The organism is Kitasatospora sp. NPDC058170 (assembly GCF_042883905.1).
Classification (GTDB): Bacteria; Actinomycetota; Actinomycetes; order Streptomycetales; family Streptomycetaceae; genus Kitasatospora.
The window spans coordinates 187,134-200,307 of sequence record NZ_JBHVUV010000018.1; the positions used below are offsets into that span (position 1 = coordinate 187,134).

Annotated in this window: 15 protein-coding genes and 1 tRNA gene; 4 read left to right on the forward strand and 12 right to left on the reverse strand. The window is 72.3% G+C overall.

What is annotated here, in order from left to right; translation table 11 throughout:
• Positions 1-357 precede the first annotated feature (357 nt).
• The gene (locus tag ACFVVX_RS21560) at positions 358-1,293 is read left to right on the forward strand and encodes a tyrosine-protein phosphatase (RefSeq protein WP_387947875.1); all 936 of its coding nucleotides are present in this window, start codon (positions 358-360) and stop codon (positions 1,291-1,293) included.
• Positions 1,294-1,364: 71 nt separating this feature from the next.
• Here the strand turns inward: ACFVVX_RS21560 and ACFVVX_RS21565 are convergent, their stop codons facing one another.
• From ACFVVX_RS21565 to ACFVVX_RS21600, 8 genes are all read right to left on the reverse strand, one after another.
• Positions 1,365-2,288, reverse strand: coding sequence for an RNA polymerase sigma factor SigF (locus ACFVVX_RS21565; protein ID WP_387947877.1), 924 nt, complete (start codon positions 2,286-2,288; stop codon positions 1,365-1,367).
• Positions 2,289-2,478: 190 nt separating this feature from the next.
• Positions 2,479-3,420 (reverse strand): RNA polymerase sigma factor SigF, encoded by a 942-nt coding sequence (locus ACFVVX_RS21570; protein WP_387947879.1) that lies wholly within the window; start codon positions 3,418-3,420, stop codon positions 2,479-2,481.
• A gap of 274 nt (positions 3,421-3,694) precedes the next feature.
• Positions 3,695-3,988 carry a Dabb family protein gene (locus ACFVVX_RS21575; RefSeq protein ID WP_387947881.1) on the reverse strand — a complete coding sequence of 98 codons (294 nt, stop codon included), beginning with the start codon at positions 3,986-3,988 and terminating at the stop codon, positions 3,695-3,697.
• 61 nt (positions 3,989-4,049) lie between these two features.
• Positions 4,050-4,214, reverse strand: a complete 165-nt coding sequence (locus tag ACFVVX_RS21580; protein WP_174315669.1) for a hypothetical protein — start codon at positions 4,212-4,214, stop codon at positions 4,050-4,052.
• Between the two features lie 436 nt (positions 4,215-4,650).
• Positions 4,651-4,740: transfer RNA gene (locus tag ACFVVX_RS21585), tRNA-Ser, on the reverse strand.
• A gap of 144 nt (positions 4,741-4,884) precedes the next feature.
• Positions 4,885-5,394, reverse strand: coding sequence for a tRNA adenosine(34) deaminase TadA (gene tadA, locus ACFVVX_RS21590; protein ID WP_387947883.1), 510 nt, complete (start codon positions 5,392-5,394; stop codon positions 4,885-4,887).
• 39 nt (positions 5,395-5,433) lie between these two features.
• Positions 5,434-5,982 (reverse strand): tRNA adenosine deaminase-associated protein, encoded by a 549-nt coding sequence (locus ACFVVX_RS21595; RefSeq protein ID WP_387947885.1) that lies wholly within the window; start codon positions 5,980-5,982, stop codon positions 5,434-5,436.
• 211 nt (positions 5,983-6,193) lie between these two features.
• Positions 6,194-6,430 (reverse strand): hypothetical protein, encoded by a 237-nt coding sequence (locus tag ACFVVX_RS21600; RefSeq protein WP_387947887.1) that lies wholly within the window; start codon positions 6,428-6,430, stop codon positions 6,194-6,196.
• A 185-nt stretch (positions 6,431-6,615) separates the two neighbouring features.
• Here ACFVVX_RS21600 and upp point away from each other — a divergent pair, with 185 nt between their 5' ends.
• Positions 6,616-7,251, forward strand: a complete 636-nt coding sequence (gene upp / locus ACFVVX_RS21605) for a uracil phosphoribosyltransferase (protein ID WP_387947889.1) — start codon at positions 6,616-6,618, stop codon at positions 7,249-7,251.
• Between the two features lie 64 nt (positions 7,252-7,315).
• Here upp and ACFVVX_RS21610 read toward each other — a convergent pair whose 3' ends face one another.
• Together ACFVVX_RS21610 and ACFVVX_RS21615 are read right to left on the reverse strand one after the other, a co-directional pair.
• Positions 7,316-7,972, reverse strand: a complete 657-nt coding sequence (locus ACFVVX_RS21610; RefSeq protein WP_387947891.1) for a LytR C-terminal domain-containing protein — start codon at positions 7,970-7,972, stop codon at positions 7,316-7,318.
• Between the two features lie 235 nt (positions 7,973-8,207).
• Positions 8,208-8,504, reverse strand: a complete 297-nt coding sequence (locus ACFVVX_RS21615; protein WP_030061387.1) for a type II toxin-antitoxin system VapB family antitoxin — start codon at positions 8,502-8,504, stop codon at positions 8,208-8,210.
• Between the two features lie 148 nt (positions 8,505-8,652).
• Between ACFVVX_RS21615 and ACFVVX_RS21620 the strand changes: the two genes are divergently transcribed.
• Positions 8,653-10,308: a helicase HerA-like domain-containing protein gene (locus tag ACFVVX_RS21620; RefSeq protein WP_387947893.1), complete on the forward strand. Its 1,656-nt coding sequence runs from the start codon at positions 8,653-8,655 to the stop codon at positions 10,306-10,308.
• A 119-nt stretch (positions 10,309-10,427) separates the two neighbouring features.
• Here the strand turns inward: ACFVVX_RS21620 and ACFVVX_RS21625 are convergent, their stop codons facing one another.
• The gene (locus ACFVVX_RS21625) at positions 10,428-11,609 is read right to left on the reverse strand and encodes a hypothetical protein (protein WP_387947895.1); all 1,182 of its coding nucleotides are present in this window, start codon (positions 11,607-11,609) and stop codon (positions 10,428-10,430) included.
• A 79-nt stretch (positions 11,610-11,688) separates the two neighbouring features.
• Positions 11,689-12,387, reverse strand: a complete 699-nt coding sequence (locus tag ACFVVX_RS21630) for a rhomboid family intramembrane serine protease (RefSeq protein ID WP_387947897.1) — start codon at positions 12,385-12,387, stop codon at positions 11,689-11,691.
• A gap of 104 nt (positions 12,388-12,491) precedes the next feature.
• Here ACFVVX_RS21630 and ACFVVX_RS21635 point away from each other — a divergent pair, with 104 nt between their 5' ends.
• Positions 12,492-13,010 carry a YbhB/YbcL family Raf kinase inhibitor-like protein gene (locus tag ACFVVX_RS21635; RefSeq protein ID WP_387947899.1) on the forward strand — a complete coding sequence of 173 codons (519 nt, stop codon included), beginning with the start codon at positions 12,492-12,494 and terminating at the stop codon, positions 13,008-13,010.
• The last annotated feature ends 164 nt before the right edge of the window (positions 13,011-13,174 follow it).

Below are 13,174 nucleotides of genomic sequence, written 5' to 3' on the forward strand. Positions count from 1 at the left end.
CTGTTCGCGGGCAGCAGGCTGCCCGGCGCCCATCCTGGTGGAGACTCCGCACCGATTGGGACCAAATGGGCGGGAGTGCAGCGAATCTGTTACCAACGTTCATGGCGATGCCATGAAGGCGCTGATTGTGGCCGGAAGTGCACCGGTTACGCAAATAATGAATTGAAAATTAAAAACCGCAGCCGGAGCGTTACTGCTGGTCACCAACCGTGTGGCCGGGGCGGAGGCGGCGCGCCCTACACTGGCGGCGTTGCGCGTGACACTCTTGCACATCTGCCCGTTCTGATGGGCAGGTTCATGCAATATCGCGCAGCGTTGTGCCATGTCACAGTCTGAATATCCATTGGAGGGCACCGGGTGACCGAGCAGCAGACCGAGAACGCCGTTATCGAGGCCGCTGCGGGGGCCGCGGAGAACGATCCGGCCGCCCGGAGCCTCGGGCTGCGCGGGGCCGTCAACGCCCGTGATCTCGGCGGCTACCGGACGGCCGACGGCCGCGTGCTGCGGCACGGTGTCGCGCTGCGCAGCGACGGTCTCAACCGCCTCACCGACGCGGACCTCGACCTGCTCGTCGCCCTCGGCCTGCGCCAGGTGGTCGACCTGCGCAGCCTCGACGAGGTCCGCGAGGCCGGCGCCGACCGGGTCCCCGGCCTGCCGGTCGCCGAGATCGCCGCCGCCGAGCTCTCCGCCCGGCCGATCACCGTCGAGCGGACCACCGCGGACGGCATCACCCTGCACCACCTGCCGGTCTTCGCCGCCGACTTCGACATCTACGTGGCGCTGCGCGACGCCCTGGCCGACCGCAGCCCGGAGAAGCAGCGCGCCCTGCTGGGCGACGGCAGGGCCGCCGCGATGATGGTCGGCCTCTACCGCTGGTTCGTCACCGACGCCGTCGCGCGCGAGCGCTTCGCCACCGTGCTGCGGCTGCTGGCCGCGCCCGACGGCGCGCCGCTGCTGTTCCACTGCTCGGCCGGCAAGGACCGCACCGGCTGGACGGCGGCGATCCTGCTCACCGTCCTCGGGGTGGACCGCGAGACGGTGTTCGCCGACTACCTGCTCACCAACGAGCGCTCCGCCGAGATCGTCGAGAACATCGTGGACAGCTTCGGCACCCGCGGCCTGATGCAGGATCCGGGGCTGCTGCTGCCGGTGTTCCGGGCCGAGCGCGAGTACCTGGAGGCGGCCTTCGCCGAGGTCGAGGCCGGCTGGGTCACCTTCGAGAAGTTCTGGCAGGACGGTCTGGGCCTGGACGACGACGTCCTGGCGGGCCTGCGCGCCAACCTGCTCGCGTAGGACCCGTTCGACGGGACCGGCCGACCGGCCCCCGGCCGCGTCCGCCCGTTCCCGCCGGGCGGACGCCGCGGTCAGCCCTCGTTGGTCAGGCCCTCGCGCAGCTGGGTGAGGGTCTTGGTGAGCAACCGGGAGACGTGCATCTGGGAGATGCCGATCTCCTCGCCGATCTGCGACTGGGTGAGGTTGCCGAAGAAGCGCAGCATGATGATCCGGCGCTCGCGCGGCGGGAGCTTGGCCAGCAGCGGCTTCAGCGACTCGCGGTACTCCACGCCCTCCAGGGCGAGGTCCTCGTAGCCCAGCCGCTCGGCCAGCGGGCCGTCGCCGTCCTCCTCGCCGGGGCTGGAGTCGAGCGAGCTCGCGGTGTACGCGTTGCCCACCGCGAGGCCCTCGACCACGTCCTCCTCGCTGACGCCGAGGCAGGTGGCCAGCTCGGCGACGGTGGGGGAGCGGTCCAGCTTCTGCGCCAGCTCGTCGCCGGCCTTGGTGAGCGCCAGGCGCAGCTCCTGCAGCCGCCGGGGCACCCGCACCGACCAGCTGGTGTCCCGGAAGAAGCGCTTGATCTCGCCGACCACGGTGGGCATCGCGAAGGTGGGGAACTCCACCCCGCGCTCCGGGTCGAACCGGTCGATCGCCTTGATCAGGCCGATCGTGCCGACCTGGACGATGTCCTCCATCGGCTCGTTGCGGCTGCGGAAGCGCGCGGAGGCGTACCGGACCAGCGGCAGGTTGAGCTCGATGAGGGTGTCGCGGACGTAGGTGTGCTCCTCGCTGCCGGGCTCCAGGACGGCCAGCCGCAGGAAGAGCGAGCGGGAGAGCGTCCGGGTGTCCAGCCCGGCGCCCGGTGGGACGGGCGGGGCGGCTGGGGCCGCGGCGGCGGGCGTCGCGGCCTCGGCCCGCTGGAGCGGGATCCGGTCGGCGGTGACCGTCGCGGCCTCGGCCTCGCCGACGTGGACCAGTGCCCCGTGGATCTCCGCAGTGCCGAGCTCTCCGGACATGCACCCACCCCCTTGTGACTGACAGTTGAACGGGTGCCGCCGTGCGGGGGTTCCCGCACGGTGCCCTCCCCCTCCATACCGGCTCACCGCCCCCGGCAAACCCGAACGTCGCAAGATGTCACGCGTCGGTAACGCGTAGCAATCTTGATTCGGACATTGATTTGCCCCGGAGTGTCCGGGATTATGGCGGTCATTCTTCCCAGGAATTGCCGGTCCGAAGCCTGGTCAGGATGCGTGAAAGTAGCCGTGACACATGCATCTGGGACATGCCGAGCTCGGTGCTGATCTGCGACTGGGTCAGATTGGCGAAGAACCGCAGCATGACGATCCGGCGCTCCCGCTCCGGCAGCTGGACCAGGAGGTGGCGGACCATGTCCCGGTGTTCGACCTCGTCCAGCGCGGCGTCCTCGTAGCCGAGCCGGTCGAGCAGGGCGAGCCCGCCCTCGTGCTCCTGCGCGGCCTCCAGCGAGGCGGCGTTGTAGGCCCGCCCGGCGTCCAGGCAGGCCCGGACGTCCTCCTCCGGGATGCGCAGGCTGGCGGCGATCTCGGGCACCTTGGGGGCCCGCCCGTGCACCACCGTCAGCTCCTCCATCGCGCCGCTGACCTGCACCCAGAGCTCCTGGAGCCGGCGCGGCACGTGCATGGTGCGGACGTTGTCGCGGAAGTACCGCTTGATCTCGCCGAGGATGGTCGGCAGCGCGTACGTCGGGAACTGCACGCCCCGGCCCGGGTCGAACCGGTCGATCGCGTTGATCAGGCCGATCGTGCCGACCTGGACGACGTCCTCCATCGGCTCGCTGCGGCTGCGGAACCGGGTGGCCGCGTAGCGCACCAGCGGGATGTTGACCTCGATCAGCGCGGCCCGGACGCGCTCCCGCTCGGGGGCGTCCGCGGGCAGTTCGGCCAGCCGCTCGAACAGCACCCGGGTCAGGGTCCGGACGTCCACCACGGGGCGGCCGCCGGGGCCGCGCAGGCCGCCCGGGCGCAGCTCCCCGGCCGGGCTGATGATGGCGGCCAGGACCTCGTCCCCCGGCGGTGGCGGCGGGGGCCGCTCGGCGGTCTGCTCGGCGGCCTGTGGGCCGGTCGGCCCGGTGCCGGTGTCCGGCGCGCTCCCTGGTGTCCGCACGGACACGTCACCCCTCCCGAGTTCGATGAATGGTGGGACCTGCGGATCGGGAGTCGCGTCTCGTCTCGTCTCACCACCTCGCCATGTCCGGCAAAACCGGTCATAGCATCACAAGGCGGGCACAGGTCGGGCAAGCACCGTCTAGAGGTGTGTTGGTGGGGCGGCGGTGCTTCACCGGACCTCCCGGAAGCCCGCCCGGGGGACCGTTCCGGCACACACCAAGGCGCCCCGCCCGGGTCTCGGGCGGGGCGCCGCGGCCGTTCGGGGGGTGGCCCGGGGATCAGACCTCGATGTCGGCGATCACCCAGGTGGCGAACTCGCGCCACTGCCCGGCCGCGGCCTGGTGGGCCGGATGGGCGATGTAGGACTGCAGCGTCTCGCGGTCCGAGACGAGGCTGTTGATCGCGTAGTCGTACGCGATGTCGCGGTCGGTGGTGTTCCAGCCGCACTCCCACTCGCGCAGCTCGGGGATGAGCGCGCCGAGCTCCTCGAACGCCTTGGCGCCGGCGACCGCGCGCGGGTCGTCCTTGGTGACGCCTTCGTTGAGCTTGAACAGGACCAGGTGCCGGATCACGATGCCGCTCCTCGCGGACGGGGGGTGAGGGTCCCGCCCACCGTAGCCGCTGCCGGCCGGGCTACTTCACCAGGCCGGTCATGAAGGTGCCGATCGCCTTGGCCGCGTTCGAGATCCCCTCGAAGCCGAGCTGGACGAGTTCGGCGGCCCGGGCCGGAGAGGTGATGATCGTGTAGAGCACGAAGACGAGCAGGAGGACCATGCCGATCTTCTTCGCCTGCGCCATCCGGTGCCTTCCTCCCTGCTGTGGGCCGCCGCCATTCGGTCCCCGAGCGGCCCTCTGCATTGGGCAGCTTATCCACCGGACGGCCCATCACGTGTGCGGCGCGTTCACCCGGCGGGACGAAGGTCCCCGCGAGTGGGGCCTTTCTCCGGGTGCCCGGGCGCGAGCGGTGCAGCACGATGGGTGGTGTACCGGGGACCTGGCAGGATTCCCGGTACGTGGATCCGGAGCCCCCGCTGTGGGACCGGGCGCCGCGACTCCCCCCGACGCGGCCCCGGTTGTGGGACTCCGCCCGGGGGAGCGGTTGGTCCCCCGAGCCGCTCCCCCCTCAGGCTCCGTACTCGCCGGGCGTTGGTGGTCATCGGCCCCGAGTGCGGAGCTTCTTCGTACGGGGGAACGACGAAGGGCCCGTCCGGATCGGACGGGCCCTTCGTGAAGCTGGCGGTAGCGGTGGGATTCGAACCCACGGTGAAGTTGCCCCCACACACGCTTTCGAGGCGTGCTCCTTTGGCCGCTCGGACACGCTACCGAGGGGAACTCTACCGGACGGGTGGCGCCGTCACGAAATCCGTATCCGGGCGGGTGTTCCGGGCCAGGTCAGCGCCGTGAGCGCGGTGGGGTCGCGGTCGAGGGGGGCTGTGGTGGCGGTCGGGGCGGGCGTCAGCGGTGGGTGTCAGCGGTGGGTGTCGAAGAACTCGCGCAGCTGCTCGCCGCACTCCTGCGCGAGCACGCCCCAGACCACCTCGGGGCGGTGGTTGAGCCGGCGGTCGCGCATCACGTCGAAGAGCGAGCCGGCCGCGCCGGCCTTCTCGTCGAGGGCGCCGTAGACCACCCGGTCGATCCGGGACAGCACGATGGCGCCCGCGCACATCGTGCAGGGCTCCAGGGTGACGACCAGCGTGCAGCCGCCGAGGCGCCACTCGCCGACCTTCTGTGCCGCCTGCCGGATCGCGACCACCTCGGCGTGTGCGGTCGGGTCACCGACCGCCTCGCGCTCGTTGTGGCCGCGCCCGAGCACCTCGCCGTCCGGGCCCAGGACGAGCGCCCCGACCGGGACGTCCCCGCCGGCCGGCGCCAGGGCTGCCTCGGCGATGGCGAGGCGCATCGGCGCCGCCCAGCGGTCGCGGACCGGGTCGGGGCGGACGGGGGCGGGCAGTGGGGCTATCTGCGGGGCGGACTGCATGGCATCCAGTGTCCGGCATCCCGGCGCAGGCACCGGCCGTTACCGGACCGCCTCCAGGACCTCGCCGCAGCCGAGGGCCTCGGCGATCTCCTCCAGGGCGTCGCCGGGCACCGCGCCCTCGCCGCTGAGGGCGAGCAGCTCGTCGGCGGTCAGCCCGAACTCGCCCAGCAGGTGGGCGTCGCCGAGCGGGCCGACCGGGACCCCGCCGTGCGGGGAGTCCGCGTCCTCCTCGTCCGGCTCCTCGGCCTCCTGCTCCTCCTCCAGCTCGGCGACCAGGTTGTCGAGGTCGCCGAACTCGCTCTCGCCGGCCTGGTCGACCAGCTCGTCGGTGAGGACGGAGCCGTAGGAGCTGCGGGCGGCGGCGGCGCCGTCCGACACGAAGATCCGCGGATCCTCCTCCCCGTCCACCCGGACGATGGCGAACCAGGCGTCCTCCTGTTCGATGAAGACCAGGACGCTGTCGTCGTCCTGGGCGGCCTCGCGGGCCAGATCGGCCAGATCGGCCAGGGTTTCGACGTTGTCGAGTTCCGCCTCGCTCACATCCCACCCGTCATCGGTGCGAGCAAGCACTGCAGCGAAGTACGCCACCAGGGACACTCCCAGGATCTCGGTCTCGGCTGTCGGCGCTCTCGGGCAACGCGGAATCTGGCCGCCCCCGCGCCAGAGGCGGTCCGCTGTTCGGACCGTCCCATCGGAATCGTGACAGAAAGCCCGCCCTTGCGGGGGGTGTTCGGCAGCGCGTCTTTGCAGGTCGTGTCGGAGGCACAGGCCCGGCGCCGGTGAACGGCCGCCGGTCCGGTCAGATCCGGAAGGTTCGCATCCGCATGGCCTCGCGCATCCGCCGTTCCTTGGTCCGGCGGGGCTGCACCCGCTCGCGCAGTTCGCGGGCCTCGGCGAGCTCGCGTAGGAAGGCGGTCCGCCGCTTGCGGCGTTCCGCCTCGGTCTCCGGATGGTCCGGGGGCGGCCCGGAGAGGCCGCTCGACGGGCTCTGTGGCTCGTCCGCCGAGCCGCCCCCGGGCTTCGGGTTGCTCGTCATACGACGTGACTTTCCCAGATCGGCCCGATTGATACCACAGGAGGCGGTTTCGCCCGCGCATTCGCCGTGCGTCACGGCGTGTCACGTCTGAGTGAGCCCGGTGGCTCCTCCGGGCGGGTCGGGCCACCGGCCGGGCGGGCCGCGGCGTGTCGTACGGGCGTCCGGTACCGGGCTAACCTCGAGACATGCGGATCCACGTCGTCGACCACCCGCTGGTCGCCCACAAGCTCTCCACCCTGCGCGACGAGCGCACCGACTCGCCGACCTTCCGTCGCCTGACCGACGAGCTGGTGACCCTCCTCGCCTACGAGGCCACCCGGGACGTCCGCACCGAAGAGGTGGAGATCACCACGCCCGTGGCGGTCACCACCGGCACCCGGCTGAGCTACCCCCGCCCGCTGGTGGTGCCGATCCTGCGGGCCGGCCTCGGCATGCTGGACGGGATGACCCGGCTGCTGCCGACCGCCGAGGTGGGCTTCCTCGGCATGGTGCGCAACGAGGAGACCCTGGAGGCCTCCACCTACGCCACCCGGATGCCGGACGACCTCTCCGGCCGCCAGGTCTACGTGCTCGACCCGATGCTGGCCACCGGCGGCACGCTGGTCGCCGCGATCCGGATGCTGATCGAGCGGGGCGCCACCGACGTCACCGCCGTCGTGCTGCTGGCCGCCCCCGAGGGCGTCGCGGTGATGGAGAAGGAGCTGGCGGGGCTGCCCGTCACCGTCGTCACCGCCGCCGTCGACCAGCGCCTGAACGAGAACGGCTACATCGTCCCCGGCCTCGGCGACGCGGGCGACCGCCTGTACGGCACCGCGGGCTGACCTCCCCAGAACGGCTGAGAGCCCCCCGGCGCGGTGCCGGGGGGCTCTCGTACGTCCGGGCGGCTCAGCAGCTGCCGGTGGCGCTCGGGGTCGGCGAGGGCTTGGTGGCCAGGGCCAGGGCGGCGGCGGCCTGGGTCTCGTCGAGCAGGGCGTTGTAGCTGTCGCCGACGACGACGTCCACGCTGTTGTCGGTACGGGCGTCCGTGGTGACGGTGGCTCCGGCGATCTGCGAACTGATCAGGGTCGCGGCGCCGGCGCCGGCCGGGCCGGCGATCACCACCGCGGTGCCGGGCACCTTCTTGTCGAGCTCGGCCGGGGCGTTGCCCTTCTTGTCGACGGCGAAGCCCCGCTTGGTGAACTCGTCGGCGGTCCGCCCGGCCAGACCGGCCTTGGTGGTGGCGTTGAAGACGTTCACCTTGAAGGCGGCCGGCTGCGGGACGGCGTGCGGGTCGCCGCCGGGGGCGGTGGGGGAGGCGTCAGGGGTGGGCGCGGCCAGCGGTTTCCCGGACTGGGTCGCGCAGGCCTGGGCGGAGGAGTTCCTGAGCTTGCCGCTGAAGATGTCCCACAGCTGCACGCCGCCGAGGGCGATCAGGGACAGGGCGAGGACCGAGCCGATCAGTGCCATGACCTTGCGGCTCTTCTTCGGCGGCCGGCCCAGCCGCGGATAGGCGTTGCCGGTGATGCGGTACTGCTTCCCCTTCAGGCCTTGGGGAGTCAACATGCTCACGTTTTGTCTCCCCCTCGTGCCAGGGCGGGGTTCGAGTGACGGGTCCGGCCGGCGCGGAGGTGCGCCACGGATCGCGGCCGTAGTCAGCAGATTAGTGCCGTCCGGCTGTGAAGGTACTAAATGATCATCATCTGGAGTACGGCGGCACCCGAAAGGGGGTACCGAAGACGTGCGGACCGCCCCCCGGGGGTGGCCGGAGGGCGGTCCGACGGCAGGCCGGAGCGGCCCGTCACTCCATTTCGAGGACCCGCGCGTGCAGGACCTGGCGCTGCTGCAACGCGGCCCGTACGGCCCGGTGCAGCCCGTCCTCCAGGTAGAGGTCGCCGTGCCACTTCACGACGTGGGCGAAGAGATCGCCATAGAAGGTGGAGTCCTCCGCGAGGAGGGTTTCCAGATCGAGTTGGCCCTTGGTGGTCACCAGCTGGTCCAGCCGCACCGGGCGCGGGGCGACGTCCGCCCACTGGCGGGTGCTGGTCCGGCCGTGATCCGGGTACGGCCGCCCATTGCCGATGCGCTTGAAGATCACACGGAAAGCCTACCGTTTGGGCGGCGGATGGCCCAGCAGCCGCGGCGCCGCCACGCGCACCGGTGCGAGCTGCGAGCGGACGATTGCGGCTGTTTCATGGGAAATGTCGCGAACGTCGTCCCTCTGCTCTGCCCTGGAGAGTGCCCCGATGCCGACCGCCGAGCCGTCGTCCACCGAGCCGCCGTCCGTCGGACCGCCGTCCGTCGCCCTCGTGCCGCCCGCCGTGCGGGCGATCGCCGAGGGCTACGCCTTCACCGGCCCCGCCCTCGACCTCGGGGCGGTGCTGCTCGACGGCACCGCGTACCCCGCGGCCCCGGTGCGCATCCCGCTCGGCGTGCTCAACCGGCACGGGCTGGTGGCCGGTGCCACCGGCACCGGCAAGACCAAGACGCTCCAACTGATCGCCGAACAGCTCTCCGCCCAGGGCGTGCCGGTGTTCCTGGCCGACATCAAGGGCGACGTCTCCGGGATCGCCGCGCCGGGCGCGCCGAGCGAGCGGACCACCGCCCGCGCCGCCGAGGTCGGGCAGAGCTGGTCGGCCCGCGGCTGCCCGGCCGACTTCTTCTCCCTCGGCGGGCAGGGCACGGGCATCCCGATGCGGGCCACCGTCACCAGTTTCGGCCCGCTGCTGCTGGCCAAGGTGCTGGACCTGAACGAGACCCAGGAGTCCTCGCTCGGCCTGGTCTTCCACTACGCCGACAGGCGCGGGCTCGAACTGTACGACCTCAAGGACCTCACCGCCGTCATCACCTTCCTCACCTCTCCGGAGGGCAAGGAGGAGCTGAAGGGCATCGGCGGACTCTCCGCGGCGACCGCCGGGGTGATCCTGCGCTCGCTCACCATGCTGGAGAACGAGGGGGCCGGGGCGTTCTTCGGCGAGCCGGAGTTCGACACCGCCGAGCTGCTGCGGACCGCCGCGGACGGGCGGGGCGTGGTCTCGGTGCTGGAGCTGCCCGCCGTGCAGGACCGGCCGCGGCTCTTCTCCACCTTCCTGATGTGGCTGCTCGCCGACCTCTACCAGGAGCTGCCCGAGGTGGGGGACCTCGACAAGCCCAAGCTGGTGTTCTTCTTCGACGAGGCGCACCTGCTCTTCAAGGGCGCCTCCAAGTCCTTCCTGGAGGCGATCACCCAGACCGTCCGGCTGATCCGCTCCAAGGGCGTGGGCATCTTCTTCGTCACCCAGACGCCGAAGGACGTGCCCGCCGACGTGCTCGCCCAGCTGGGCAACCGGGTGCAGCACGCGCTGCGGGCCTTCACCCCGGACGACGCCAAGGCGCTCAAGGCGACGGTCTCCACCTTCCCCAAGTCGCCCGCGTACGACCTGGGCGAGGTGCTGACCTCGCTCGGGACCGGCGAGGCGGTGGTGACGGTGCTCTCGGAGAAGGGCGCGCCGACGCCGGTGGCGGCCACCCGGCTGCGGGCGCCGCAGTCGCTGATGGGGCCGGTCGAGCCGGCCGCGCTCCGGGCGGCGGTGGACGGGTCGGAGCTGACCGCCCGCTACCGGGACGCGATCGACCGGGAGTCGGCGTACGAGAAGCTGGCGGCGCGGGCCGCGCGACCGCAGGCGGAGCCGGTCGCGGAGCCCGCCCCGGGGCCCTCGGACGATCCGGCCCGCTCCTCCGGGTCGGAGCCGGCTCCCCGGCAGGAGAAGCGGGAGAAGGAGAAGGAGAGGGAGGACGGCGGTGGGCTGCTCGGCTCGCTGCTGAGCAACCCGGCGATCAAGTCCTTCGCCCGCTCGGCCGGGACGCAGCTCGGGCGGGAGATCTCCCGCAGCCTGTTCGGGACGTCCCGGCGACGGAGGTAGGCGGCGGCCGGCGGAGGCAGGGCAGGGCCCGGGGCGTCTTTGCAAAGTCGCGGCGGGACTTTGCAAACACGTCCTCGGCCGGGCAGGGCCAAGCCGGGCAGGGCCTAGTCGGCCAGGGCCTAGTCGGGCAGGGCCTGGCCGGCCAGGGCCGCGCCGATCCGGTCGAGCGAGGACAGCCGCATCAGGCCGTAGTTGTAGAACTCGACCTCCGGCACGCCCAGCTCGCGCAGGACGGCGATCTTGGCGGCCAGGTTGGCCGGCCCGTCGCAGTCCGAGGCCATCGGGCGCAGGATCACCGCCATGTCCTGCGGGCGCACCCCGTGCAGGGCGAAGGCGGCGATCTTCTCGCGGACGGCCTCCGGGGTCTTCGCGTAGCCGAGGGTCTCGATCTGGTGGGCGGCCTTGGCGAGCGCGGGCAGGTCGATGCCGGAGAGCCAGCCCCTGCCCGGGCCGCCGCCGTCCATGAAACTCAGCCGCATGCCGTGCCGCTGCGCCTCCTCGGCCGCCTCGGCGGCGAGCGAGGTCACGGTGGCGGCGGAGGCGTCGACGTACGCGGCGAGCGCGCCGCCGGCCAGTTCGTCCAGGGCTCCCGGTTCGGCGGCCGCCGCGTCGTCGGCCAGTCGTCGGCGCAGCTCCGTGCGGACGGCCGCCGCCACCTCCTCGGCCGGCACGCCCGCGCGGGTGGCGGCGGCCCGGCAGTGGTCGCAGAAGCAGAGCCCGAGCAGCGCCTCCGCGATCGGGCCGAGCTCCTCGAAGTAGCGCTCGTGGTGGTAGCCGTGCCGCAGCCCGTGGAAGTGCAGCGACTCGGCGCGGACGGCCTGTACGCCGTACCGGGCCAGCTCGGCGACGAGGGTCACCGCGTACTCGCGGACCTCCGGGTTGGCCGGGCAGAGCTCGGTGAGGTGGCGGTCGCCGAAGGCGTTGGCCGGGGCGCAGTCCGGGTGCTGGAAGCCGAGCCGGTCGTTGTGGCAGAAGACCGTCCAGGCGTGCAGCCTCAGGCCGCGGCGCTGTGCCTCGGCGGCGGCCTCGGCGAAGGGGTCGCGGTCGCCGATCGCGGCGGCGGGCACGGGCGCGAGGCGGCGTCCGGCCCAGCGCGCCGGGTCGGGCCGGAAGTACGCCGCGCCGGGCTCCAGGTAGCGGATCACCCGGCGGGGGTTGTGCGGGAAGACGTCGCGGGCCTCGTGGTAGACGGAGGCGAGGGTGACGCCGCCGACCCCCGCCCGGTCGGTGAGGTTGCCGAAGAAGGTGTCGGCGCCCTCGTCGATCAGGTCGGTGGCGAAGGCGAGGACGGACGACTCCACGGCGCGGCTCCGGGGCAGGGGGCAGATGCCCTCACGCTAACCGCCGGGGCCGGAAATGGTCTATACCTGGCGGCCGTGTCTACAGGCCCAGGTCGTCCAGCTCCTTGAGCAGCGCGGAACGGGGGCCGGCGGCGGTCCCGGGCGCGGAGCCGGTGCCGGACCCGGTGCCGGTGCCGGAGGCGGAGCCGGGGGCGGCGGGTCGCGGGCCGCGGTTGCGGAACAGCCAGGCGGCGGCGAGCCCGCCGACCAGCCCGCCCAGGTGGCCCAGCCAGCTGACCCCCTGCTCGACGGGCAGCACGCCGATCAGGAGGTAGGAGTACCCGGCGCCGATGACGATGCCGATCACCGCGTCCAGCACGTTGCGGTCGAGCACCCCGCGCAGCACCACGTAGCCGAAGTACCCGTAGACCAGGCCGCTGGCGCCGGCCGTCACCGTCGTGGGGCTCTCGCACAGCCAGACCGTGAGGCCGGAGGCCACGGTGATCAGCAGGGTCGACCAGAGGAACTTCTTCATGCCCCGGTAGGCGGCCAGGAAACCGAAGGCGAACAGCGGCCAGGAGTTGGCCTCGATGTGCTCCCAACTGAAGTGCAGGAAGGGCATCGTGAACATCTCCGGCAGCTCGTCGAGCCGACGCGAGGAGACCCCGTACTCGTAGGAGAGCCGGTAGTCGTCCATCCAGTTCACCAGCTGTACCGCCCAGATGACGGCCAGTGCGCCGACCATCGTGAGGAGTGCACGGCGCGAGTCGGTCATCAGACGGGCGAAGGTGGAGGCCATGACCCGACTGTAGGACGGGACCGTGCGCCGGTGCACCCCACTAAGGTGAATCGCGTCGTTCAGCCCGAGCCGGGCTGCCCCGGCCTGTCGAGAGGTGACCAACCGTGAGCGTTCGTCCGCCGCTGCCCTACGAGTTCCTGCCGCAGGTGCCGTCCTTCGAGCTGTCCAGCGAGGACATCACCGAAGGCGGCAAGCTGGCCGAGGAGTTCACCTACGCAGGTGCCAACCTCTCGCCGCAGCTGGCCTGGTCGGGCCTGCCGGAGGGCACCCGGAGCATCGCCGTCACCTGCTACGACCCGGACGCGCCGACCGGCTCCGGGTGGTGGCACTGGCTCGCCCTCGACCTGCCCGCCGACGCCGCCGGCCTGCCGCGCGGCGCGGGTGCCTCGGACGCCGACCTGCCGGGCGCGGACTCCTTCCACGGCCGCAACGACTTCCCCGGGAACAAGTACGACGGCGCCGCCCCGCCGCCCGGCCCGGCGCACCGCTACGCCTTCGCCGTGCACGCGCTGGACGTGGAGAGGCTGGACGTCGCCGCAGACCTCCCGCCGGCCCAGGTCGGCTTCAACATCACCTTCCACACGCTGGCGCGCGCGGTGCTCACCGCCGAGTTCGGCGTCTGAGGCTTCTTGGGCTCCTGAGGGGCCCGAGGGGTCCTCGGGGCCCGGGGCGGTCGGCCGGCCCGCGCGGCACTAGGGTCCGTCTTCAAACTCCCGTCGTTCGCCCGCAGGGCGGGCTTGGCGGCGTTCGGGTGCGTGCATCGCAAGGCGGAGGAGGGAGCCACTGC